The 24,779-nt window shown below is 54.0% G+C and carries 21 protein-coding genes and 1 riboswitch; of the genes, 1 reads left to right on the forward strand and 20 read right to left on the reverse strand.

The window, feature by feature from the left end; all coding sequences use genetic code 11:
- Positions 1-59: 59 nt before the first annotated feature.
- From ilvA to ACTHPM_RS24595, 19 genes are all read right to left on the reverse strand, one after another.
- On the reverse strand, positions 60-1,376 hold the full coding sequence (gene ilvA, locus ACTHPM_RS24505) for a threonine ammonia-lyase IlvA (RefSeq protein WP_440397326.1): 1,317 nt from the start codon (positions 1,374-1,376) through the stop codon (positions 60-62).
- A 223-nt stretch (positions 1,377-1,599) separates the two neighbouring features.
- The gene (locus ACTHPM_RS24510) at positions 1,600-2,205 is read right to left on the reverse strand and encodes an alpha/beta hydrolase (protein ID WP_440397586.1); all 606 of its coding nucleotides are present in this window, start codon (positions 2,203-2,205) and stop codon (positions 1,600-1,602) included.
- Between the two features lie 15 nt (positions 2,206-2,220).
- On the reverse strand, positions 2,221-3,162 hold the full coding sequence (locus ACTHPM_RS24515) for a ring-cleaving dioxygenase (protein WP_440397325.1): 942 nt from the start codon (positions 3,160-3,162) through the stop codon (positions 2,221-2,223).
- 199 nt (positions 3,163-3,361) lie between these two features.
- Positions 3,362-4,636 carry a phosphoribosylamine--glycine ligase gene (purD, locus tag ACTHPM_RS24520; RefSeq protein ID WP_440397324.1) on the reverse strand — a complete coding sequence of 425 codons (1,275 nt, stop codon included), beginning with the start codon at positions 4,634-4,636 and terminating at the stop codon, positions 3,362-3,364.
- Between the two features lie 124 nt (positions 4,637-4,760).
- On the reverse strand, positions 4,761-6,308 hold the full coding sequence (gene purH, locus ACTHPM_RS24525) for a bifunctional phosphoribosylaminoimidazolecarboxamide formyltransferase/IMP cyclohydrolase (RefSeq protein ID WP_440397323.1): 1,548 nt from the start codon (positions 6,306-6,308) through the stop codon (positions 4,761-4,763).
- 276 nt (positions 6,309-6,584) lie between these two features.
- Positions 6,585-7,217, reverse strand: coding sequence for a phosphoribosylglycinamide formyltransferase (gene purN / locus ACTHPM_RS24530; protein ID WP_440397322.1), 633 nt, complete (start codon positions 7,215-7,217; stop codon positions 6,585-6,587).
- Positions 7,217-8,257, reverse strand: a complete 1,041-nt coding sequence (purM, locus tag ACTHPM_RS24535) for a phosphoribosylformylglycinamidine cyclo-ligase (RefSeq protein ID WP_440397321.1) — start codon at positions 8,255-8,257, stop codon at positions 7,217-7,219. Before purM ends, purN begins: the two co-directional genes overlap by 1 nt.
- Positions 8,258-8,426: 169 nt before the next feature.
- On the reverse strand, positions 8,427-9,908 hold the full coding sequence (gene purF, locus ACTHPM_RS24540; RefSeq protein WP_440397320.1) for an amidophosphoribosyltransferase: 1,482 nt from the start codon (positions 9,906-9,908) through the stop codon (positions 8,427-8,429).
- On the reverse strand, positions 9,893-12,136 hold the full coding sequence (purL, locus tag ACTHPM_RS24545; protein WP_440397319.1) for a phosphoribosylformylglycinamidine synthase subunit PurL: 2,244 nt from the start codon (positions 12,134-12,136) through the stop codon (positions 9,893-9,895). The genes purF and purL overlap by 16 nt, the downstream gene beginning before the upstream one ends.
- Positions 12,114-12,803, reverse strand: coding sequence for a phosphoribosylformylglycinamidine synthase subunit PurQ (gene purQ / locus ACTHPM_RS24550; RefSeq protein ID WP_440397318.1), 690 nt, complete (start codon positions 12,801-12,803; stop codon positions 12,114-12,116). The genes purL and purQ overlap by 23 nt, the downstream gene beginning before the upstream one ends.
- Before the next feature lie 5 nt (positions 12,804-12,808).
- Entirely contained in the window at positions 12,809-13,054 is a 246-nt protein-coding gene (purS, locus tag ACTHPM_RS24555) for a phosphoribosylformylglycinamidine synthase subunit PurS (RefSeq protein ID WP_440397317.1), read from the reverse strand.
- 465 nt (positions 13,055-13,519) lie between these two features.
- Positions 13,520-14,407 (reverse strand): phosphoribosylaminoimidazolesuccinocarboxamide synthase, encoded by an 888-nt coding sequence (locus ACTHPM_RS24560; RefSeq protein WP_440397316.1) that lies wholly within the window; start codon positions 14,405-14,407, stop codon positions 13,520-13,522.
- A 64-nt stretch (positions 14,408-14,471) separates the two neighbouring features.
- Positions 14,472-15,767 (reverse strand): adenylosuccinate lyase, encoded by a 1,296-nt coding sequence (gene purB / locus ACTHPM_RS24565; protein WP_440397315.1) that lies wholly within the window; start codon positions 15,765-15,767, stop codon positions 14,472-14,474.
- A gap of 3 nt (positions 15,768-15,770) precedes the next feature.
- Positions 15,771-16,952 carry a 5-(carboxyamino)imidazole ribonucleotide synthase gene (purK, locus tag ACTHPM_RS24570; protein WP_440397314.1) on the reverse strand — a complete coding sequence of 394 codons (1,182 nt, stop codon included), beginning with the start codon at positions 16,950-16,952 and terminating at the stop codon, positions 15,771-15,773.
- On the reverse strand, positions 16,949-17,434 hold the full coding sequence (gene purE / locus ACTHPM_RS24575; protein ID WP_440397313.1) for a 5-(carboxyamino)imidazole ribonucleotide mutase: 486 nt from the start codon (positions 17,432-17,434) through the stop codon (positions 16,949-16,951). The genes purK and purE overlap by 4 nt, the downstream gene beginning before the upstream one ends.
- 196 nt (positions 17,435-17,630) lie before the next feature.
- A riboswitch (purine riboswitch) is annotated at positions 17,631-17,732 on the reverse strand.
- A 249-nt stretch (positions 17,733-17,981) separates the two neighbouring features.
- Positions 17,982-18,416, reverse strand: a complete 435-nt coding sequence (locus ACTHPM_RS24580; protein WP_440397312.1) for a universal stress protein — start codon at positions 18,414-18,416, stop codon at positions 17,982-17,984.
- A gap of 151 nt (positions 18,417-18,567) precedes the next feature.
- Positions 18,568-18,831 (reverse strand): DUF1294 domain-containing protein, encoded by a 264-nt coding sequence (locus tag ACTHPM_RS24585; protein WP_440397311.1) that lies wholly within the window; start codon positions 18,829-18,831, stop codon positions 18,568-18,570.
- Positions 18,832-18,968: 137 nt separating this feature from the next.
- Positions 18,969-21,104: a DNA topoisomerase III gene (locus ACTHPM_RS24590; RefSeq protein WP_440397310.1), complete on the reverse strand. Its 2,136-nt coding sequence runs from the start codon at positions 21,102-21,104 to the stop codon at positions 18,969-18,971.
- 166 nt (positions 21,105-21,270) lie between these two features.
- Positions 21,271-21,414 carry a hypothetical protein gene (locus ACTHPM_RS24595; RefSeq protein WP_440397309.1) on the reverse strand — a complete coding sequence of 48 codons (144 nt, stop codon included), beginning with the start codon at positions 21,412-21,414 and terminating at the stop codon, positions 21,271-21,273.
- A gap of 314 nt (positions 21,415-21,728) precedes the next feature.
- Between ACTHPM_RS24595 and ACTHPM_RS24600 the strand changes: the two genes are divergently transcribed.
- A complete protein-coding gene (locus ACTHPM_RS24600; protein ID WP_440397308.1) occupies positions 21,729-23,459 on the forward strand; it encodes a methyl-accepting chemotaxis protein in 1,731 nt (576 codons plus the stop codon).
- A 112-nt stretch (positions 23,460-23,571) separates the two neighbouring features.
- Here ACTHPM_RS24600 and ACTHPM_RS24605 read toward each other — a convergent pair whose 3' ends face one another.
- Positions 23,572-24,312 (reverse strand): acyl-[acyl-carrier-protein] thioesterase, encoded by a 741-nt coding sequence (locus ACTHPM_RS24605; protein ID WP_440397307.1) that lies wholly within the window; start codon positions 24,310-24,312, stop codon positions 23,572-23,574.
- Positions 24,313-24,779: the final 467 nt, after the last annotated feature.

Consider the following 24,779-nt stretch of genomic DNA (forward strand, 5'->3'; position numbering starts at 1 on the left):
CCAGTGAAAACCGCCATGGCGGCCTCCACTGGCTTTTCTCCGTTAGAGGTTGTTACGAATCAAATCAACATATTATACAAGTTCGAATCCTTGTTCAGCTCGGTGTACTGCAGGCCCTTGCGGTTCATGCGCTCGATCAGCGGGAGGTAGTCCTCTTTGCTGTTCAGCTCGATGCCGACCAGCGCCGGACCGTTTTCCTTGTTATGCTTTTTCGTGTATTCGAAGTTGGTGATGTCGTCTCCCGGACCGAGCACGTCCTGCAGGAATTCGCGCAGCGCACCGGAGCGCTGCGGGAAGTTGATCATGAAGTAGTGCTTGATGCCTTCGTACATGAGCGAACGCTCCTTGATCTCCTGCATCCGGTCGATATCGTTGTTGCCGCCGCTGATGATGCAGACGACGTTTTTGCCCTGAATCTGCTCGCTGTACAGATCCAGCGCGGCTACAGGCAGCGCACCTGCCGGCTCGACCACGATCGCATTTTCGTTATACAGGTCGAGGATGGTGGTGCAGGCTTTGCCCTCCGGCACCTTCACGATGTCGTCGAGCTTGCCGGAGCAGATCGAGTACGGCATATCCCCGACTCGTTTCACCGCCGCGCCATCCACGAATTTATCGATCTCCTGCAGGGTGACGACTTCTTTGCGGAGCAGCGCTTCACTCATGGAAGCCGCGCCCAACGGCTCGACACCGATGATCTGCGTGGCCGGACTCACGGTCTTGATGTACGTGCTGACGCCCGCCGCGAGGCCGCCGCCGCCGATCGTCACGAACACGTAATCCGCCGGAGCATTCAGGCTCTCCATGACCTCCATGGCGATCGTTCCGTTGCCTGCGATGATCTTCGGGGCATCGAACGGGTGGATAAAGGTTAGACCCTGCTCCACGCATGCCTTCATTGCTTCCTCGGAAGCATCATCGAATGTGTCGCCAGTCAGCACGACCTCCACGTTGCTGCCGCCAAAACGCTTCACCTGCTTCACCTTTTGGTTTGGCGTCGTGCTCGGCATATAGATTTTGCCCTGAATGCCGAGTGCATTGCAGGAAAAAGCCACGCCCTGCGCGTGGTTGCCTGCGCTCGCGCAAACGATGCCGTTAGCCAGCTCCTCGGGAGACAGGCTGCGGATCATGTTATAGGCGCCGCGAATTTTAAAGGAACGCACCACCTGCAGGTCTTCCCTTTTCAGATACACGTTGCATTTGTATTTCGCCGACAGCACGGCGTCATGCTGCAGCGGTGTTCGCACGATGACCTCGCGCAGCACATGATGTGCCCGCACGATATCCTCCATGGTTACGACATGATCTGCATGTTCGCCGGCAGGCGCAGCGGCTTGCGGCGCTTGGGCGGTCGTTTCTTGCACATGTTCCTTCATCTCTTCTCCTCACTCCATCAGCCCTCGCTCTGTCGTGTTCGGGGCTCTAAAATATCTTCACTGAAATGTTTATTAAAGAGTACCGTACCCTTTTTACGCTTGTTTTTCAAGGGTTTGTCCGATATTCCTTCCTCTGATTGCCGAAAAATCCTGTCTGAAGTCCGAGCAAATAAAAAACCTCCTGCGCGGAAAGGGCAGGAGGCTTCGCATATTGCAGCTTTCATTAAAAACGGTTGTCGAGCCAGTCGGAGGCGGCATACAGCTCTCTTTTACTCAGCTGGTGTCCTTGGTTATCCCAGTACACTGTTACCTCGGCTCCCGCCTCCTCGAGAAGGGACTGGAGCTCCTCCGTTTCGGAGATGGAGCACAGCGGATCGTTCTTACCTGCGCCGATGAAGACCGGTACGCCGGTCAGCTCCGGCAGCTGCTTGCCGCGCAGCGGCACCATCGGATGCAGCAGGGCTGCGCCCCACAGCGCATGCTCGTAATGGAACAGCAGGCTTGCCGCGATATTCGCGCCGTTCGAGAACCCGACCGCGATCATGCGGTCGCGCTGAAGTCCATATTCCTGTGCGGCTTCATCCAGGAAATCGTTCAGCTCCTTCGTCCGCAGCACCAGGTCCTCCTCGTCAAATACGCCCTCCGCCAGTCTGCGGAAAAAGCGCGGCATGCCGTTTTCCAGCACGCTGCCGCGAACCCCCAGCACCGAGGATTCCGGTGACAGCATTTCCGCGATCGGCAGCAGGTCATGCTCGTTGCCGCCCGTCCCGTGCAGCAGCACCAGTACCGGAGCCGCCGGATCGGAGCCTGGTTTAAATATATGCTTCATGCTCAAATTGCTCATTTATATTCCCTCCACTTCGCGTACTTCAATTGTAGGCAATCCTTGTTCGATCAAATTCCGCTGCGGTTCGTACCATTCGGGCAGCATCAGATGCGTGCCCAGTTCGTCTTCCGCCTCGTCGCGGGCAAAGCCCGGAGGATCAGTCGCGATTTCAAACAGAATTCCGCCCGGTTCACGGAAGTATATCGCATTGAAATACTGGCGGTCAATAACCTGCGTCGGTTGAAAGCCGATTTGCGCCAGCAGCTCGCGCCATTTCTCATGCTCCTCGTAATCTCTGGCGCGCCATGCGATATGATGAACTGTTCCCGCGCCCGGATTGCCCCAGCTTGCATTCTCGGCATTCACGTCAATGATCTGGCCGATATCGCCGAAGCCCTGGTAGCGGACCAGTCCGTCTTCTTCACCAGTACGCAATAGTCCGAGCACTCTTTCGAGCACCAGCATCGTATTCTCCGAAGATACGCTGCTCAGTACCGCTCCGCCGAAGCCCTTAATCGCATGCTCCACGGGGACGCCGTTAAAGGACCAAGCGCTCGGCGTTCCTTCTTCGCGTTCGACAAGCTCGATGAGCAGCCCCGACGGATCGGAGAAGCGCAGGAAGCTTTCTCCGAAACGCGACGTGGATTCATGGTGGATTCCGAAGGCATCCAGACGGTTCACCCAGAACCCCATGCTGCCTTTCGGAATGGCGTACACGGTAATGCTGACCTGTCCTCCGCCGATCTCGCCCGTTCTCGCGTTATCCTGCGGGAAGAAGGTAATAATCGTGCCCGGGCTGCCGTTCTCGTTGCCGAAATAGAGATGATAGACGTCCGGCGCATCGAAATTGATCGTTTTTTTGACAAGACGGAGTCCCAGGACACCTGCGTGAAAATCGACGTTTTGCTGTGCATCGTTGACGAATGCCGTAATATGGTGAATACCTGCTGTTCTTAACATATCCTTCTTGCCTCCTTGTCATAAATATTCTTTATATTAAGATTATTAATTATATAATAATCCAATTGGAGATAAATTGCAAGCGGCTTACGAAACGAAAGCAAATTGCGTTTCTTTGAACGTCTTTAACCTCATTAAAAATGCCCCGCAGCTTCCGTTCATCCCGGAAGCTGCGGGGCCCTGATAGGTCAAACCTCGCTTACACAAGCGCCTTTGCGGCAATGTCCGTGCGGTTTTGTTTGCCGCGGAACGTGATCCGTTCCGCCTGTTCGTACGCCTTGGCTCGGGCTTCGGCAATGCCGGCCCCAAGACCGACCACACCAAGCACGCGGCCACCGCTGGTTACGATCTGCCCTTCGCTCCCCCGGGCCGTACCGGCGTGGAACACAATGGCGTCCTGTTCGCCGCCAGCCTGCTCCAGGCCTTCGATCGGCAAGCCCTTCGGATACGATGCCGGATAACCTTCGGAAGCCAGCACCACGCAAACCGCCGCCTCATCGCTCCATTCGATATCCACGTCGGCCAGCGTTCCGTTCACTGCGGCGAGGAATATGTCCAGCAAATCGCTCTTCAGCCGCGGCAGCACCACCTGCGTCTCGGGATCGCCGAAGCGCGCGTTGAACTCAACCGTTGTCGGCGTTCCGTCCGGCTGGATCATGAGGCCTGCGAATAACACGCCGCGGAACGGCCGGCCCTCGGCCACCATCGCCTTCGCGGTCGGCTTGATGATGTTCTCGATGGCAGCGTCGATAATAGACGGATCGATGTGAGGCAGCGGAGAATATGTCCCCATGCCGCCCGTATTCGGGCCGCGGTCGCCGTCGAATACCTGCTTATGGTCCTGGGCTGCCGGCATCGGACGTACCGTTTCCCCGTCCACGAAGGAAAGGATCGACATTTCCTGTCCCTCCAGGAACTGCTCGATCACGACCTGAGCCCCGGATTCGCCGAACACTTTGGAGACCATGATATCCTTCAGTGCCTGATGCGCTTCTTCCATCGTATGCGCTACCGTGACGCCCTTGCCTGCCGCAAGCCCGTCCGCTTTGATGACGATCGGAGCCTTTTGGGTGTTCAAGTAGGCGAGCGCCTCGTCATAGCTGTCGAATTTCTCGTACGATGCCGTCGGAATAGCGTATTTATGAAGCAGGTCCTTCATGAAGGTTTTGCTGCCTTCAATTTCCGCCGCATTCTTGCGCGGTCCGAACACCGGAATCTCCTTCGCTTCGAACGCGTCGACGATCCCGTCCGCGAGCGGATCATCCGGACCTACGACGACCAGTCCCACCTGCTTCTCGAGCGCAAGTGCCGTCAGCTTGTCGAATTCGTTCACGGCAATCGGTACGCACTCCGCGATCTGCCCGATACCGGCATTTCCCGGCGCGCAGTAGATGCGGCCAGCCTTCTTGCTTTTGCTCAGCGCCCACACGATTGCATGCTCGCGGCCTCCGCCGCCAATGACCAAAATATCCATGTCCGCCTCCTGTCCATTGTCCCCATTATATTAGAGGCTCCACCTGACTGCTTCAAGCCGCAGCAGGCGGAGCCAGTGTTCAATTTCATATGTCAGATCTGTTGTCTGTCTCTATAAAATCTTCCTAGTGTTTAAAATGCCGCACGCCCGTGAATACCATCGCGATGCCGTACTCGTTCGCGACTTTGATGGACTCTTCATCCTTGATGGAGCCACCTGGCTGAATGACTGCCGTAATGCCTGCTTTCGCCGCAAGCTCCAGCGTGTCGCCCATCGGGAAGAATGCATCGGATGCGAGCACGGAGCCTTGGGCTTTCTCTCCCGCTTGCTCAATGGCGATTTTGGCGGAACCGACACGGTTCATTTGTCCGGCACCGACGCCGACGGTCATATTGTCCGCCGCCAGCACGATCGCATTGGATTTCACATGCTTAACCACTTTCCAGCCGAAAAGAAGCTGCTTCAGCTCTTCCGGCGTTGGCTTCCGGTCGGTTACGACCTTCAAATCCGCCTCGTCCACGGCATGCACGTCGCTCTCCTGTACCACCATGCCGCCGTCGATCGACGTCACGACAAAGCTGCTCTTGCGGTCTTTGGCGGAACCGAACTCGCCCATTTTGAGCAGGCGGATGTTTTTCTTTTTCGTCAGAATCTCGAGCGCTTCCTCCGTAAAGTCCGGGGCCAGCACGATTTCCAGGAAAATCTCGCTTAAGCGCTTCGCGGTATCGCTGTCGATGATGCGGTTTGCAGCCACGATGCCGCCAAAAATGGAGGTTGGATCCGCGCTGTATGCTTTTTCGTACGCCTCCAGAATGCTTTCGCCCACGCCAACGCCGCAAGGATTCATATGCTTCACCGCCACGCAGGCCGGTTCGTCAAACTCTTTCACAATTTGCAGCGCCGCATTGGCATCATTGATGTTGTTGTAAGACAGTTCCTTGCCGTGCAGCTGCTCGGCTGTTGTCAACGTTCCGGCAGGAGCGAGTGGTTTGCGGTAAAATGCCGCTTTCTGATGCGGGTTCTCCCCGTAGCGGAGGTCCTGGATTTTCTCATACGTAACGGTATAGCGCTCCGGAAGCGGCTCGCCGTTCACGTTCGACAAATAATCGGAGATGAGGGCGTCGTATGCGCCGGTATGGCGGAAGACTTTGGCTGCAAGCTGTTTGCGCGTCTCAAGGGTCGTGTCCCCCTGCTCACGGATTTGCTCGACCACGGTGCCATAATCATCCGAATCCACGACCACGGTCACGAATGCATGATTTTTGGCAGCCGAGCGCAGCATGGTTGGTCCGCCGATGTCGATATTTTCGATGGCGTCCTCGTAGGTTACGTCCGGCTTGGCGATGGTTTCCTGGAACGGGTACAAGTTAACGACCACGAGGTCGATATAGTCCAGTTCGAGCTCCTTCATCTGCTGCTGATGCTCTTCGCTGTCACGGACTGCCAGCAAGCCGCTATGGACGGCAGGATGAAGCGTTTTGACGCGTCCGTCGAGAATTTCGGGAAATCCCGTCACGTCGGAAATACCGATGACCGGCACGCCTTCCTTCGCGAGCAGGCTTTTTGTTCCGCCCGTCGAAATGATTTCCACGCCAAGTGCAGACAGCTCACGGCAAAAATCTACGATGCCCTTCTTATCCGAAACGCTCACAAGCGCTCTTTTAATCCCCACAATATGCTCCTCCTTTGTAGTTGAAGAATGGGATAACACCCGGTCTCTCGCAAGCGCCCTATATACCAGTTCACACGTATATGAAGAGAATGTGAAGACTTGCGAAAAGATGCCGTGCCTCACCCTGATCCTCGCGCAAAAACGCTAACTTTCGATGAAGCTTTATTATTTCCCGAGAAATATCGAATGCCGTACCCAGAAGACCGCGATTTGAAACCGTTCGGTGACAAAAAAATTAAATAAATGTATTAGGACGCGCCACACTTGGCGTATTCGTCACGATTTCAGTTCGTTCGGACTCGTAACCGTCACTTGTCTGCCGTCGAGCTTGACCAAACCGCGGGCAAACCATGACACCACTTCGGGATATAGCATTCTTTCGACGCCATGGACAGCCTTCGCAAAGGATTCCGCCGTCTCCCCCTCGACAACGTCTATCGCCCTTTGCGCGATAATCGGCCCTGTATCCATGCCTTCATCGACAAAATGAACCGTAACCCCGCTCAGCTTCACCCCATAGGAGAGTGCCTGTCCAATCGCGTCTCTACCGGGAAAAGCGGGCAGCAGCGACGGATGAATGTTGATCAGCTTCCCCCTGTATTGGTCCACGATGACCGGAGTCAGCAGACGCATATACCCCGCAAGCACAATCAAATCCACCTGCAGCTCCTCCAGACGCTGGACGATCTCCCGCTCGTAAGCCTCACGGGAATCATACGCCTTGGGTGTGAATACATAAGCGGGTACACCGAGCCGTTCAGCCCGCTGCACAACGGGTGCGGAGGGCTTGTCGCATACGAGCAGGGCCATTTCCGCCCCACCCAGCGCACCTGTTTGCGCCGCTTCCGCCAAAGCCTGAAAGTTGCTGCCCTCGCCCGAAGCAAACACGGCAATACGGTAAGCGCTCATTACACGTCAGCTCCCGTAAAGGTTACCACCGAAGCTCCGGAAGTTACTTTTCCGATCACATATGCCTCTTCGCCCTGCGCTTTCAGAAGCTCAAGCGCATGGTTTGCGTCGTCTGAAGCCACGACAAGCACCAATCCGATGCCCATGTTAAAGGTCGTGAACATATCGCGGTTCGAAATGCCGCCTTTGCGCTGCATCAGCTCGAAGATCGGCAGGATCGGCCAAGAGCCGTATTCGATGTCGACATTCACGTTATCCGGCAGCATGCGCGGAATGTTCTCGATGAATCCGCCCCCCGTAATGTGGGCCATGCCTTTGACCTGCAGCTGTTCCAGCAAAGCCAGCAGCGGTTTGACGTAGATTTTGGTTGGAGCAAGAAGCGTATCTCCCAAAGTTCCGCCAAGCTCCGGAATCGTGTCATGCAGGCTGTAGCCTTCCTTCTCCAGCAAGAGCTTGCGGACCAGGGAAAAGCCGTTGCTGTGCACGCCGCTCGAAGCCAAGCCGATCACCGTGTCGCCGGGCGCGATGGTGGAGCCGTTGATGATTTTGCTTTTGTCGACAACGCCTACCGTGAAGCCTGCGATGTCGTACTCGCCTTCGGCATACATGCCAGGCATCTCGGCCGTTTCGCCGCCGATCAGGGCGCAGCCGGATTGATGGCAGCCTTCGGCAATCCCTGCGACAATCGCTTCGATCTTCTCGGGCACCACCTTGTCGCAAGCCAGATAGTCCAGGAAAAAGAGCGGCTCTGCACCCTGAACGACAATATCATTCACACACATGGCCACGGCGTCGATGCCGATGGTGTCGTGACGGTCCATGGCAAAGGCGATTTTGAGCTTGGTTCCTACGCCGTCAGTACCTGAAACGAGCACCGGCTCATCATATTTATCTTTGTTCAAACCGAACAGAGCCCCAAATCCGCCCAGATCTGTCATCACTTCCGGACGGAAAGTACGCTTCACGTGTTTTTTCATGCGTTCAACCGCTTCATTACCTGCCGCGATATCAACGCCGGCATTTTTATAAGCTTCAGACACTACCATCGCACCCTTCATCTCGATCTATACATGCCATTTCAACGATACCTGTCATTGCATTATCTCCGACAGATGAATCTGCATCAAATCATAACCAGCCACGCTGAGCGAATGGAGGAATCATCAATATATCGCCTTCGCTATAACTTTGTCTCATACGACCTGACACTCAGCAGCTGCAGCCGAACTTCTCTTCACCGTTAAAATCCAGTCGCGTCGGGTAGTCATTATCAAAGCAGGCCAGACACAGGCCTCCCTTATACTCCTCCGCGTTGTGGCCGGCGATGGCCGAGATTAAGCCTTCCGGACTGAGAAAAGCGAGCGAATCCGCGTTGATCTCCCGGCAAATTTCTTCGACCGATCTTGACGAAGCAATGAGCTCCCGCCGATCCGGCGTATCAATGCCGTAGAAACATGGGTTCTTGAACGGCGGCGACGTAATCCGTACATGCACCTCGGTCGCTCCCGCTTCGCGAAGCAGGTTGACGATCCGGCGCGAGGTTGTTCCCCGCACGATGGAATCGTCGATCATGACCACGCGCTGGCCTTCCACCACGCGGCGAACCGCGCTCAGCTTCATCTTCACACCCTGCTCGCGCAGCTCTTGGCTCGGCTGAATGAAGGTCCGGCCGGTGTATTTGTTCTTGATCAGTCCCAGCTCATACGGAATGCCGGTTTGCTCGGCATAACCAATCGCCGCGGAAATACTCGAATCCGGCACGCCAGTGACGATATCCGCATCCACAAACGATTCAAGCGCCATCCGGCTGCCCATCCGCTTGCGTGCGGCATGCTGATTCGAGCCGTTCATGTCGCTGTCCGGGCGGGCGAAATAAATGTATTCCATCGCGCAGAGCGCCTTGCGGTGCTTCTTCGCTTCAAAACGGTCCTCATGCAGGCCGTCACGGTCCAGCACCAGCAGTTCACCAGGCTCGATATCCCGTATCGTTTCCGCACCGATCGTTTCGAAGGCGCAGGTCTCGGAAGCGAAGATATATGCATCTCCAAGCTTGCCCATCGTCAGCGGACGCAGGCCGTGCGGATCGGAAGCCACGATCAATTTGTCGTTGGTCATGATCAGAAATGCATACCCTCCGACGATCCGGTTAAACGCATCCTTCGCTGCCTCGACAAGATCCTTGGACGAACGGGCGATTAGATGGGCAATGACCTCGGTATCGCTCGTCGTCTGGAAAATGGAGCCGCTTTCCTCCAGCTCGCGCCGGATTTGCGGGGCATTCACGATGTTGCCGTTCGTCGCTACCGCAAGATCGCCGGCGCGGTACTTGAAGACTAATGGCTGGGCATTCGTAAGCTTACTGTCGCCGCTCGTAGAGTAACGTACATGGCCGATGGAGATCGATCCGCTAAGAGACGACAGCATATCCTTGTCGAATACTTCCTTGACCAGCCCCATACCGCGATGGTAGCGGAACTCCACACCGTCGCTGACACATATTCCCGCGCTTTCCTCTCCGCGGTGCTGCAGAGCGTGAAGCCCGTAATAGGAAAGAGAGGAGGCATCCGGGTGCCCAAAAACCCCGAATACGCCGCACTCCTCCTTCAATTTGTCGAAAAGGCCTTCCTTGCCGGCCCCTTCGTTATAGTAGTCTCCGGTCCACAGCGTTTGAGGTGCTATTTCATGAGACATGGAATCGCATCCTCCCACACCTGGCGCAGTCCGTCAACCGGTTCATTCAAAGCCGGCGCGTCGTTGATCTCCACCACCAGACGTTCTCCGCCGACCGAGCCGAGCCGAGTCACTGGCACACCCTGATCCGACAAATATGCTTGAAGCTGATCGGCTTGTTCCTTCGTTGCCGACAGCAGAATACGTGATTGCGATTCGCTGAAGAGTGCCAGATCATGCCGAAGCTCCGTACTAAGCGATACATGCGCACCAAGCGAACCGCTGATGCAGGACTCGGCCAGCGCGGCAGCGAGGCCGCCTTCAGACAGGTCATGTGCCGATTGCACAAGCCCGCTTTGGATGGCACCAAGCACGCCTGCCAGCAGGTTTTTCTCGGTGTTCAGGTCAAGCTCCGGCGGGCGGCCTTCAGTCACGCCGTGAACGGCATACTGGAATTCGCTGCCGCCGAGCTCCGCTTTCGTGTTCCCGAGAAGGAAGATCACATCGCCTTCTTGTTTGAAGCCTTGTGTTGTAATGTGATCCGTATCATGCAGCAATCCCACCATGCCGACGACCGGCGTCGGATAGATCGCCCCGCTTGCGTTCTCGTTGTACAGGCTGACGTTGCCGCCGATAACTGGCGTATCGAGTACGCGGCAGGCTTCAGCCATGCCGTCCACCGCACGCTCCATCTGCCAGAAAATATCCGGTTTCTCCGGGCTGCCGAAGTTCAGGTTGTCTGTAATCGCCAGCGGCTCGGCTCCGGTGCAGACGATATTTCGTGCTGCTTCGCTGACTGCGATCTTGCCGCCAACCTCCGGATCGAGATAGACATAACGTCCGTTGCAGTCTGTCGTCATCGCAAGGCCTTTGCGCGTGCCTTGAATCGTGATCACAGCCGCGTCCGAACCCGGACGTACCGCGGTGCTTGTGCGCACCATATAGTCGTATTGGTTATATACCCATGCTTTGCTTGCTACGGTTGGAGAAGCGAGCACCTTTTTCAAAGCGCCTCCCAGATCCTTCACTTCTTCGTAACGCTGGGTGTCCACGTTCTCGTTTGCCACATAATAAGCCGGGATGCTGGATGGCTTCTCGTACACCGGGCACTCGTCCACCAGCGCCTGTACCGGCATGTCGCCGACCAGATCGCCGTGATGGAACAGCTTCAGACGTCCGTCATCCGTCACTTTGCCGACTTTGGCACAGATAACGCCCCAACGCTCGAAGATTTCCATCGCCTGAGCCTCATCCTTCGGCTCCACAACGAACAGCATGCGTTCCTGCGATTCGGACAGCATCATCTCGTATGGCGTCATGCCTTCCTCGCGCTGTGGAACCTGATCGAGATAGAGCTCAAGGCCGTTGCCCGCCTTGCTCGCCATCTCGGCGCTGGAGCAGGTCAGTCCCGCTGCGCCCATATCCTGAATGCCCAGCACGATACCGGAGTCGATCAGCTCGAGGCAAGATTCCATGACGAGCTTTTCCATGAACGGATCGCCAACCTGAACGGCGGTTTTCTTCGCTTCGGATTCTTCGCTCAGCTCGACGGACGCAAAGGTGGCGCCGTGAATGCCGTCGCGGCCGGTCGGAGGACCGACGTAGAAGACCGGGTTGCCGACGCCTTTGGCGACGCCGCGCTGGATTTTATCATGATCGATGAGGCCTACACACATGGCGTTCACAAGCGGATTGCCGTCATAGCTGTTGTCGAACATGACTTCGCCCGCAACGGTCGGAATGCCGATGCAGTTGCCGTATCCCGCGATCCCCGATACGACATGCTCGAACAGGTATTTCACGCGATCGCTCTCGAGCTTGCCAAAGCGAAGCGAGTTGAGCAGGGCCACCGGTCTTGCACCCATGGAGAATATGTCGCGGATAATGCCGCCCACACCTGTTGCGGCGCCCTGGTACGGCTCCACCGCGGATGGATGGTTATGGCTTTCGATTTTGAATACCACGGCTTGATTGTCGCCGATATCAACGATGCCCGCGCCTTCGCCGGGACCCATCAGGACGCGTGGTCCGCTGGTCGGGAAGCGGCGCAGGAGCGGCTTCGAATTTTTGTACGCGCAGTGCTCGGACCACATGACGCTGAACACGCCGATTTCCGTATAGTTCGGCTGACGGCCCATAAACGAACAAATCAGCTCATATTCGCTATCGGACACGCCAAACTGCTGATAAATTTTCTGTTCCGCAATCTGTTCTGCGGTCGGTTCCTTAGCGTACACTTGCTGTGCCATGGGTATCCCTCCAAGCCTTCAGGATTGATGTGAACATGCGTTTACCGTCGGCCGAGCCCAGCAGATCGCTGACGGCCCGCTCCGGATGCGGCATCATGCCGACGACGTTGCCCCGTTCATTCGAGATGCCGGCGATGTCGGCCAGCGATCCGTTCGGGTTGTCCTTGTACGTGAAGATGATCTGGTTGTTACTCTGCAGCAGCTTCAGCGTTTCTTCGTTGCAGAAGTAGTTGCCTTCGCCATGCGCGATTGGAATGACAATTTCCTCGTTCAAGTCAAAATCATTCGTGAACGGCGTCTGATTGTTAACCACCTTAAGCACGGTATCGTGGCAGCGGAATTTCATGGACGTGTTGCGAAGCAGCGCTCCCGGGAGGAGATTGGCTTCGGTCAGAATCTGGAATCCGTTACAGATGCCGAGAATGTACTTGCCTTGCTCAGCGGCCTTCGCCACTTCATTCATGACCGGCGCAAACCGGGAAATCGCCCCGCAGCGCAGGTAGTCACCGTATGAGAATCCGCCGGGAACCAGAATACAGTCGTATGCGGAAAGGTCGGTAGCGGTATGCCACACGTAATCGACAGGCTCTCCAAGCGCTTCTTCCACTGCTTTGTAGCAGTCGATATCGCAGTTGGAGCCGGGAAAGACGAGAACTGCAAATTTCATGGATGTTAGCCCTCCAATTCGTAACGGTAATCCTCAACCACCGTGTTCGCCAAAAGCTTTTCGCACATCTCTTTCACTTGACGCTCCGCCTCTGCACGGTCATCCGTGTCCAGGCTCAGTTCCATATATTTGCCGATGCGCACACTTTCAACTTCCTGAAACCCCATCGAATGAAGCGCTCCCTGCACCGCAACGCCTTGCGGATCGAGTACGCCCTGCTTGATTGTGACATAGACCGTAGCTTTCAACATATTCCTCTGGTTCCTCCTCAGGTTAGATAGAATGAGCTTAAATATAGTTCTAGTGTAAAAGGGTAAGTCAGCACACTTTAAGGATGTTTCGTAAGATGGATCGTTTGAAAAAAAGATTGTGAAAGCCTTTCATCACTTCGCATGCGGATTATTGTTACGATCGCTGTTGTCCTCAGATTTCTCTGATTGAAATAAGTCATTGTCGAAATCGGAGGACAGCATATGCTTTCGATGCGAGCTTTCCCTTGGAAAGCTTTCAGGCGAACGCTCCGCTTCTTCAAAATAATTCCGCCTGCTTCGTTGAAGCAAATTACTTCTACAGTTTATTTCTACTTATCCTGTTCTTTATCGCTTTTTCAGCTTCCGGTTCCGTACCTGCTTTTTGACGCTTACTAGGCACATTTGAAAATTCCAATCTAAAATGTAGAAACGGATTTACAAATATCAATGACCTTACGACATCCCTTACGCCTTCTCGGTCAATCTGCGGTAGATATCCACGTACCGGCGGGTCGTTTCCTCCACCACCCCGGTCGGCAGCGGATCCGGCTGGCTGTTCTTGTCCCAGGTCGTGGAGGCCAGGTACGTGCGCACCGGTTCCTTATCCATGCTGTCGATCTCGATGTCCAGCGCGTAGTTCTCCTTGGCCCAGAAGCGGGAAGCATCCGGCGTGAAAATTTCATCGATGAGGATCACGCGGCCATCCAGAAGGCCGAATTCGAACTTGCAGTCCGCCAGAATGATGCCGCGCTCGGCGCAGTAATCTCGGGCGTAGGCGTACAGCTTCAAGCTTTTATCCTGCAGCTCCAATGCAAGCTCTTCGCCGATCAGGCTCTTCATCTGCTCCATCGAGATGTCTTCGTCGTGGCCGACGTCGTTCTTGGCGGCAGGCGTGAAGATCGGCTCCGGAAATGCCTCGTTCTTGCGCATCCCCTCCGGAAGCTTGATTCCGTTGACTTCGCCGGAAGCCTGGTACTGCCTCCAGCCGCCTCCGGTGATATAGCCCCGCACCACGCATTCCATGTCAATGCGCTCGGCTTTGCGGACGACCATGATCCGGTCCTTCAGCAGTGCTTTGTCCTTCGCGATATCCCCAAGAAGCTCTACGTCCGTATGAACGACGTGATTGTCCATCAGCTCGCGGGTTTGATCAAACCAGAAGGCGCTAAGCCGGTTCAGAACGTTGCCCTTTTCCGGAACGGCCGGCTCCAGCACGTAATCGAACGCGGAAATCCGGTCCGTGACGACGACCAGCATATGTTCTCCCAAATCGTACAGCTCACGTACCTTGCCCTTATACAGCAGCGGTGCATCAACAAGTTCCACAGCAGTGGATACGGCCGGTGATGTCATCTGAATCCTCCCCAATTTTCGTCCTCTACCTTAACTCACTCTATCCATGGAAAGCAGGCCTTGTTTAGATCAAGCCCAGCTTTTTGAAAATGGTATCCACATGCTTCAGATGCCAGGACGGATTGAACGCATCTTCAATCTCTTCCGCGCTGAGCACGTTCGTAATTTCCGGCGTTGATTCCACGATGTCGCGGAATTGGCGCTGATCTTCCCAAGCCTGCATTGCACGCGGCTGCACGGTATCGTACGCCTGCTCGCGGCTGAAGCCTTTGTCGATCAGCTTGGTCATCACGCGGCCGGAGAACGGCACGCCATAGGTGCGGGCCATGTTGCGCTTCATGTTGTCCGGGAACACCGTCAAGTTCTTCACGATGTTGCCGAAACGGTTCAGCATATAGTTCAGCAGCATGGTCGCATCCGGCAGGATGATCCGCTCCACGGAGGAATGCGAGATATCGCGTTCATGCCAGAGCGCCACGTCCTCGTACGCCGTCACCATGTGGCCGCGAATCACGCGGGACAGGCCGGAAATGTTCTCGCAGCCGATCGGGTTGCGCTTATGCGGCATGGCCGACGAGCCCTTTTGTCCCTTGGCGAAGGCTTCTTCCACCTCGCGCACTTCGCTCTTTTGCAGAGCCCGAATTTCGGTCGCGAATTTGTCCAGCGAAGTCGCGATGAGCGCCAGAGTCGCCATATATTCGGCATGGCGGTCACGCTGCAGTGTCTGCGTCGAGATCGGGGCAGGGCTCGTGCCCAGCTTTTTGCATACGAATTCTTCCACGAAAGGGTCGATGTTCGCGTACGTTCCGACGGCGCCGGAGATTTTGCCGAACTCCACCCCTTTAGCCGCATGACGGAAGCGCTCGAGATTACGTTTCATTTCTTCATGCCACAAAGCCATCTTCAGTCCAAAGGTTGTCGGCTCCGCATGCACGCCGTGCGTACGGCCCATCATCGGGGTATCCTTGTAAGCAATCGCTTTGTCCTTCAAAATTTCAATGAAACGGATCAGATCCGCTTCGATGATTTCGTTCGCCTGGCGAAGCAGGTAACCCAGCGCCGTGTCGACCACATCGGTTGAAGTCAGGCCGTAATGTACCCATTTGCGCTCCTGTCCGAGGCTTTCGGATACGGTACGCGTAAAAGCGATGACGTCATGGCGAGTTTCCTGCTCGATTTCATTGATCCGTTCAATATTGAAAGTCGCATGTTCACGAAGCAGTTTGGTGTCTTCCTTCGGAATAACGCCGAGCTCCGCCCAAGCCTCGCATGCGCACAATTCCACTTCAAGCCAAGCCTTGAATTTGTTCTCCTCGGTCCAGATGGCCCGCATTTCCGGTCTGCTGTAACGTTCGATCATGAATTATCCTTGCCTCCAAATTTGAGTTTGTTCGATCCAGTCCAGCGCATGCTGAACGTCCTTGCATAACAGGTTGATATGGCCCATTTTCCGGCCTGTCTTGCTCTCATTCTTGCCATATAAATGAAGCTTAGGCACGACGCCGAATTCGCTCAGCGCGTTATCCGATGCTCCAGCACGCTTCACGACTTTCTCCAGATGCTGTCCCAGCACGTTCACCATGACGACCGGACTGAGCAGCGTCGTATCCCCAAGCGGCAAATTGCAGATTGCCCGCAGATGCTGCTCAAATTGCGAGGTCGCGCAAGCCTCCATCGTGTAATGGCCGGAGTTATGAGGACGCGGAGCCACTTCGTTCACGTACAGCTCCCCACCCCGGGTCACGAACATTTCCACGGCGAGCAGACCCGCTACGTTCAAGCCCTCTGCCAGACGTTCGGCCAGCTTCCTCGCTTCACGCTGGATGCCTTCCTCCACGCGCGCCGGCACGATCGATAGATGGAGAATGCCGTCTACATGCACATTTTCCGAAACGGGAAAGCTTTTCACTTCCCCTTGAGGGCTGCGCGCCGCAATGACGGAAATTTCCGCCTGAAAAGCGATGAACTTCTCGAGCACCAGCTCTCTCCCGGCAGCAGCAAGCTCCTGGTAGGCGGACTCAAGCTCATCACTTGAACGAATCACCGCTTGCCCTTTGCCGTCATAGCCGCCGGTAGCCGTCTTAAGCACGCATGGAAGGCCCAGCTCTTCAGCCGCCTTCATTAGACTGGCCAAATCCGTGACTTCACGGTATGGAGCTACCGGTACTCCGGCCGCTTCAATCGCCCGTTTCTCCCGCAATCTATGTTGGGTTGTGTAGAGCAGGGTGCTTCCCTGCGGTACATAGGATTCCTTTTCGAGAAGGGCTGCTACGCCAGCATCCACGTTTTCGAATTCATACGTAATCACATCTGATGCCAGCGCCAGGTTCCGGGCTGCCGCTTCATCACTGTAAGAGGCTTCGATCTGCGGCGCTACCTGTCCGCACGGGGCCGACGGCGTTGGGTCCAGCGTAATGAATTTGTATCCCATGGCTGTTCCGGAGAGCGCCATCATCCGTCCAAGCTGACCACCGCCAAGTACCCCGATCGTCGAGCCCGGCAGCAGCGTTTTGGGTTCCACTTGCGGGCTGCTATGCTTCATCATAACAATTCACTGCTTTCCAGCACTTCATTGCGGATATGATCCCGCCGTGCCTGCACCCGGTTTTGAATGACGGGATCGGAGGCTCCGAGGATTTGAGCGGCCAGCAGTCCGGCGTTAGTTGCACCCGCTTGGCCAATGGCTACGGTAGCCACCGGAATGCCGCCCGGCATTTGCACGATGGAGAGGAGGGAATCGAGTCCATTCAGCGCTTTCGTCTGCACCGGTACGCCGATCACGGGCAGTACCGTTTTGGAGGCGACCATTCCCGGCAAATGCGCGGCTCCGCCCGCACCCGCGATAATGACCTTAATGCCCCGCTGCGCTGCTTCTTCCGCGAAAGTAAACATCAGATCCGGCGTACGATGCGCGGATACGACCTTCTTTTCATATGGAATGTTTAGTTCATCGAGCACCTTGCAAGCGTGCTGCATCGTTTCCCAATCCGATTTGCTGCCCATAATGACAGCGACCGTTGCTGACATGTGTTCTACCTACTTTCCTGATGGTTTAGATAAATCCATTTTCCCTGTCTAAGTCAAAGCCGAAAATAAGACCAAAAAGCCCGGTCCCAAGAAAATGTTGATTTTCAGGATACCGGACCATGTCAGGAATACGGACGACGCGCCATAGGTATGCGGGTGCGCAAAGGCAGACGCCAAGGCGAAAGAGGCAATTGCCTCCCCTGCGGTATTCCCTCGTAGTCCGGAAATTTACGGTCTCCGGGTAGAAACTTCCGGGCCTTATCCCCGGCATTATACGAGCAATGTTTAATTGTATGAAATATAAAGCAAGCTAAAGTTTAATCTATCGTTCATTTTTCAGTACAAATTATACAGCAGATGCTAATGTCTGCTTCATGTATGCCTTACCTCTATCAGTTTAACAATCCCCTACATCAGATGTCAACTCAAACACGAACATTTATAACAATCGTATATACAATGTTCGCTTTTTAACCCGTTTCAACCTAAAAAGCAAGCCAGCATACCTGGAACCTCCGGTACACTGGCTTGCCATTTCTATTTTAAATTACTTGATTACTAGAACTGGGATACGGGAATGCTGCACCACATTGTGGCTGACGCTGCCGAGAACGAATTCACGGATGCCGCCGAGTCCGCGGCTGCCGATGACAATAACGTCCGAGCAGTGATCTTTGGCATATTTGAGAATCGTTTCCGCCGGTGCTCCCTGAATCATCTCCACGTTAAACGCAACGCCTTCATCCGTCAGACGCTTCTTCGCTTCATCTACCGTCTGTTCCGCCAGATCATAATAATCCTTGTTCACGGAAGCTGGAATCGGAGCAAGGCCTTCACCGATAAAGACCCGCGGAAAATCGAACGCATGCAGTACCTGAATGACCGAGCCTGGTGTAGATTGCGCCAATTCAATAGCACGGTCAAGAGCCTTATTGGAAGCTTTCGAACCATCATAAGCTAGAAGAATTTTGGAGAATAACATGTGAACCCACCTCTTCTTTCTCTGTTTTGATGAACTGCCATGTATGATACGTTTTAACCCTGAATCGGTCCCCTCAATCAGTCGGGGGGCGATGCCTGAAGCCCGATTCACTGTAAGATCAAAACCGGTAAAACCTCTTTTAAAGCAGCTGTCAGCTTAAAAAATAGGCGTACAGAACAGCATTCACAAACAACAACAGAGGGATGCCGATGCGGAAGCTCAGATGGCGCGTCTTGTGGCGTTTACGGTACATTGCGATCCACACGCCAAGCGATCCGCCGATGGCCGCCAGCAAAAATAGCGTTTTCTCAGGCACGCGTTCGCGCCTGTTTCTCGCTCTTCTTTTATCCTCCGACATGACAAGGTAGCCCACTGCATTGATGAAAATAAACCATACCCAAAGGGCCGTTCTCACCGGGGAACCACCTCCGTTCTTACTGCCTAGCTTCATTATAAATCCGCAGCCTGCCGGAAACAATGTCAAAACTCAAAATTATTTCAGTTTCTAAGCCATTTCCGGCAAATGACACCCGAAGCACTGATGTGATTGGATTATTTGTCGTTCTTTTGCTCCATCGCAGCCTTCAGCAGTTCTCCGAGATTGGATACGGCCGCAGATTCTTGGCTGGAGTACTGCTGAACCAGCTTGCGGGCTTCCTTCTTGTTCACATGCTTGCTATCCTTGTTCAGGGTCTCGGTAATGCCGCATGGCAGACACTGCACATACATGCCGGCCTTGCCTTCCTTGATTTCCATCTTTTTATGGCACTGCGGACAGCGGCGGTTCGACAGCCGTTTTTCGTCCGAGCGGCGGTAGCCGCAATCATCGCTGGGACATATGAGCATTTTGCCGCGTTTGCCCTTCTTCTCAAGCAGCTTGGTACCACACTGCGGACAATGGCTGTTCGACACGTTATGAGGCTTGTAGCCTGCGCTGCTGTTTTTCACCCCGGAGACCAGCTCCTGGGACATACCGCGGATCCCTTGCAGGAACGGCTCGGGCTGCCCCTGACCGCGGGCGATTCTCTCAAGCTCGGACTCCCAGCGGGCCGTAAGCTCCGGCGTTCGCAGCTCCGGCGCCACCAGCTCGATCAGCTGCTTGCCTTTCCCCGTCGGATGCAGCAGGTTGCCTTGGCGTTCAATCGTATCCGAATTAATCAGCTTTTCAATGATATCCGCGCGGGTGGCCGGTGTGCCGAGTCCGTGCTTTTCCATCTGGGATAACAAAGTGGCCTCCGTATAGCGTTTCGGCGGAAGCGTTCTTCCGCTTTGCGCATGGACCCGCTGCACCTTGACCAAGTCTCCCTCATGTAGCTCGGGCAGCAGGGAGGAGCTGTCGTCCGTATCCCCATCATGATCGTCGTCGGATAGATCATCCGCATCGGCGCCATACACTTCCCGCCAGCCGGCATCCTTGATCGTAGTGCCTTTGACATGCAGCTGCTCGCCTTCCACTTGTACGATAACGCTCACGTTGTCATAGCGTGCAGGCGGGTAGAACAAGCTGATGAACCGGCGTACAATCAGATCGTAGAGCTTGCGCTCCTCCGTGCTCAGCTGGTTTAACAGCACCGTCTCCTCCGTCGGAATGATTGCATGGTGGTCACTGACCTTGGCATCATCAACAATGCGCTTGGTAATCGGCAAATTTTTGCGCAGCAGCGGCCGGGCAAGGGTCGCATACGGACCGATGGCGACGCTCTCCAGGCGCTCCTTCAGAGTATGAACCATATCCGAGGTCAAATAACGGCTGTCCGTACGCGGATAGGTCACGAGCTTATACTGCTCATACAGACGCTGCAGCACGTTCGAGGTCTGCTTGGCGGAAAAGCCATATTTACGGTTGGCATCCCGCTGCAGCTCCGTGAGGTCATATGCCAGCGGATGAGGTTCGACCTTCTCCGTTTTTTTGACCTGGCTGACCTTGCCGTACTGCCCCTCCAGCTTCTTCTTCAGCGACTCGGTCGTTTGGCGTTCGAAAATACGGGCATCGCCGTCCTTGCCCCGCCAAGTCGCCGAGAAGCTGCCGAATTCCGCCTTCAGCGTATCGTATTCCTGGGAACGGAAATTCACGATTTCATTTTCCCGGTCCATGATCATCCCGAGCGTAGGCGTCTGCACGCGTCCTGCCGACAGCTGTGCTCCGAATTTGACGGTAAGCGCCCGCGTCACGTTCAGCCCGATCATCCAGTCCGCCTCCGCGCGGCAGCGCGCAGACTCATACAAACGGTCAAACTGATTTCCCGGACGAAGCGACGCGAAGCCTTCCTTGATCGCCTTATCGGTTTGGGATGAAATCCACAAGCGTTGGAACGGCTTGTTCCAGTGGGCCATTTTCATGATCCAGCGGGCCAATAGCTCGCCTTCCCGCGCCGCATCGGTCGCAATGATCAGCTTGTTCACGTCCTGACGCTTGGTCAGCGACTGCACGACCCTGAACTGCTGGCCGGTTTCGCGCAGCACCTTCAGCTTCATCGTTTTCGGCAGAATCGGCAGATCCTCCAAATTCCATGTCGCATACTTGTGATCGTAATCTTCCGGCTCCGCCAGACCGACCAAATGTCCCAGCGCCCACGTCACAATATATTGAGGGCCTTCAAAATATCCCTTATGCTTTTCCCTGCTTCCCATGACCCGCGCAATTTCGCGAGCAACGGATGGTTTTTCGGCTAATACGAGTGATTTCATAACGCTCCCCTTTCTGTTGCTACTATTATAACATCCATTGGGGCGCGTCATGAAACGATCTATATAATGCAGCAAAAATCCCTTCCTGGCTCAGCGAATGCGATTCACCGCGCTGGGCCGGAAGGGACTTCGTAACTTTCATCGTTCCATGCCTACTTATAAAAGATTACTGCTGCTCTTCCTGCTTCGGAATCTCATTCAGGCTGGGCGGAAACTTTGCGGCTTTGTCCGGATGCAGCGTGATAATTTCTTCTTTCCTGCTGGCTCTGTTTTGTTGGTTATTAATTTTAAGCGGTTTATGATGCGGCACGGTTATCCCCCCTTTTTGTTATGAATTCCCTAAAGCGACTTACCTTATCCATGTAAAATAGTTCTTATATACTACCCACTTGCTGAATAATGTATTTTTCTATCAATATTCCGATAAATCTATAGCTTATTATGTCTATTTTTGTTAAATTATTAGTTGGCTATATAAACCAATGCAGCTTATAAAATGTGATGTGCTGAATCTTTTGAACCATGCGGGATGGATTACTTAATAATTGTGAAAATATGCACATATTGTAAGCGGCCATGATTTATATCATTCATTTGATCATTTCAGTCACAGGGGGCCATACCTTGAAAAAAGAACGCCATTTTTCGTTAAAGTACAAGCTCATGTTATTCCTGATACCCGTCGTTATCGTTATTTTTATGACGATTCTGCAGTTGAACATCAATACGCTCAAATCCGGCTTGTCACGGGATCTGGAGCACGAGCTTGAAGGCGTCGGCAATTTGACGGTCATGCAGCTTGATTCCACGCTAATCACCTCTTTGGTCAGCCAGCCGGGAAAAGACAATCCCGATTTCGGAAAAGTACAAAACCAGCTGAACGATATCCAAAAAGTGCAGGGAACGATGGATTCCGCTTATATATGGAGAATTCAGGATTCCAAACCGTACTCGGTCGTGTTTACGTCGGATCTGTCCGACGCCGAAACGGATTTCACCAAGCCCGTCACAGGTTTATCACCGGTCAATCTGAGTGCGGCGCTGAAAGCCTTTGACACCGGAACCCGGCAAATCACGCCCAAATATAAAGATGACCTCGGCTCGTGGAGAACGATCATGCTTCCGATCCGAAGCGATGGAAAGGTCATTGCCGTACTCGGAATCGACTATTCCGCAGAGTACATAAACGATGTGGTCAGCGCTTCCCGGACCAAGCAAATCATCATTACCCTCTTGGGTATCGCGATTACGGGAATCATTATTTATGCCGTCGTTCATCGACTTTTGCACCCTCTTCGGCACATTGTAAGAATGGCCGACAAAATCGCGGGTGGCGATCTCTCCACCCAGGATTTTTCCTCGGCGTCGAAGGACGAGATCGGGCAGCTGTTTAATTCGATCAGCAAAATGAACAATCATCTCCGGACTCTCATTCAAAGCATTCAGGACCAGTCCAAACTCATGATCGGTTCATCAGAGCAGTTAAGCATCGGCGCTGCTGAAACGGAAAGCTACTCGCTGGCAGTCACGAAGGATATTGCTGAGGTTGCCGGACAAACGACCACCACGTCCAAAGTCGCCGACGAGACGGTAACCGTTCTGGAAGAGACTGCTCTGGGTATTCAGCGAATTGCCGAGTCTACCTCCTCCGCTTCTGAAGAGTCAAACCAGATGGCCGAGGAGGCTGCGTCCGGGCATCAGGTGCTGCAGGAAATGACAAGCCAGATGGAAGCGATCAACCTCTCGGTCGGCAACATTTCCGATGTGCTTGGGAATCTGAACCAGCGTATTGCGGAGATCGGAACGTTTACCGATCTGATCGCGGAAGTATCCCAGCGGACTAATTTGCTCTCGCTCAATGCTTCCATTGAGGCAGCACGCGCCGGCGAGCACGGAGCCGGTTTTGCTGTGGTGGCAAGTGAGATCCGCAAACTGGCCGAGAGCACGAAGCAGTCCGCCGCGGGGATTTCGGATCTGGTTTCAAGCATCCAGGAGAGTACTCAGCACTCCCTGTCCGCTGCCGAGCAGGGTCAGCTAGAAGCAACCCGAGGTAAGTCCCTCGTATCCGAGGCCGGTCTATCCTTCAGCAGGATTCTGAGCTCGACAAGCAACGTAGCGATGCAGATGCAGGAAATATCCGCGTCCTTGCAGCAAATCTCCGCTTCCTCGGAGGAAGCTACGGCTTCTGTAACGGAGCTCAAATACGCAGCAGGCAGCATTGCCCGTACCTCCGCTCAAGTATCGGACGCAGCAGGCAATCAGCTCGATTTCATCCAGGAAATCAGCAAGTCGGCTCAATCGCTGAGCGCAGTCAGCCGTCAGCTGCAGGAATTGATCATGATGTTTAAAGTATAAACAACGCTCATTCTCATCTATACAAAAAAAAGCGCCGGAGCGTTCAGCCCCAGCGCTTTTCTTTTGTATATGGTGAATCGTTAATGTCTCCTGTAGGGATGCCTATTCTATATTAAAGTGTCTCCAACTCCATACGAGCTTCAAAATAAGTACTTCCATCCGGAGCCTGTCCTTTAAAATACAACGTATCGTCGATCGCATCCGAGCGGTATATCGTCATCACGTTGCCGGCCAACGCCTCATGCTGGTAAGTAATCCTAAAAGCTCTGATGCGGAGCTTATCGATCTCCTCTTTCCCCAGTGCATCCATGCAAAGATCTGCATACCGGGAATTGTTAAGATGGCCGTTTGCGTCGATACCGCTATAGCGGACTACGGTTTCGTAAGCTTTCTGCAGCGAAATCTCTTCATGAATTTTGACTTTGTCGGGCGTTTCGCCGGCCGTATCATCTGCACGGATCGGTACCTCGAAAGGAAAGGCCGATGGACGAAGCACTTTTCTTTTCTTGATATCCACGAGCGCCCAAATGCTGCAAGCCTCTGCAACCACCTGCCCATCCCCGTCCAAGATCCGAAAATCGCGCTGCCATAACGCCCCTTGCGGCCCTTTATTCCAGGTATGGATCGATATATTTTCCAGAGCTTTGGGCATCCGTTTAAAACGGAGGTCCATTGTAATCAGCATCCAACCCATACCCTGAACGATCATCTGATCCCTCGTTGCTCCAAGGCGTTCCAGATCGGCATCCGCCGTACGCTGCATCAAAGCCAAAAGTACCGACAGGCGTGCTTCGGATTTATAGTCAATGTCATTGGAATGAATGAGATAGTCTTCTCTCCATTTGATATCCATGTGCGTTCACTCTCCCATCACTAAATCATACGCCTCCCGGCTTCAAAACACCAGGCATGCAGCTGCTTCGTCTCTAGCCTAAGGTTACAGGAGCATGATCCATTTGCCGCCAAAGGTAAAATAACTCCTTGTACAAAGTTATCCACTGGAGCGAAGCAATCTATCCGCATGTTCATAACTAACCAGAATTCGCGCGAGTCCGTTACATTTGTTATAAAACTGTGTATTATGGGGATGAATTTGTGAATTTGTGGAGAACTTTTTGTAGGATTCTCTAAAATTACAATTTTCGATTGATTTTTCTGTGTACAAGTCTTTTTTATGTAAGAAAAAAGAGACGGGGCTGTGGATGAAATATTCTCAACAATTATTCTATCCACAGATGGGGACAAAAAAACCACCGTCGATTGTTATCAACAGTGGTTCTTTGCTTGGCGGCGTCCTACTCTCCCAGGACCCTTCGGTCC

This window comes from Paenibacillus sp. SAFN-054, assembly GCF_051966755.1.
In the GTDB taxonomy this organism is placed as follows: Bacteria; Bacillota; Bacilli; order Paenibacillales; family Paenibacillaceae; genus Paenibacillus_AQ.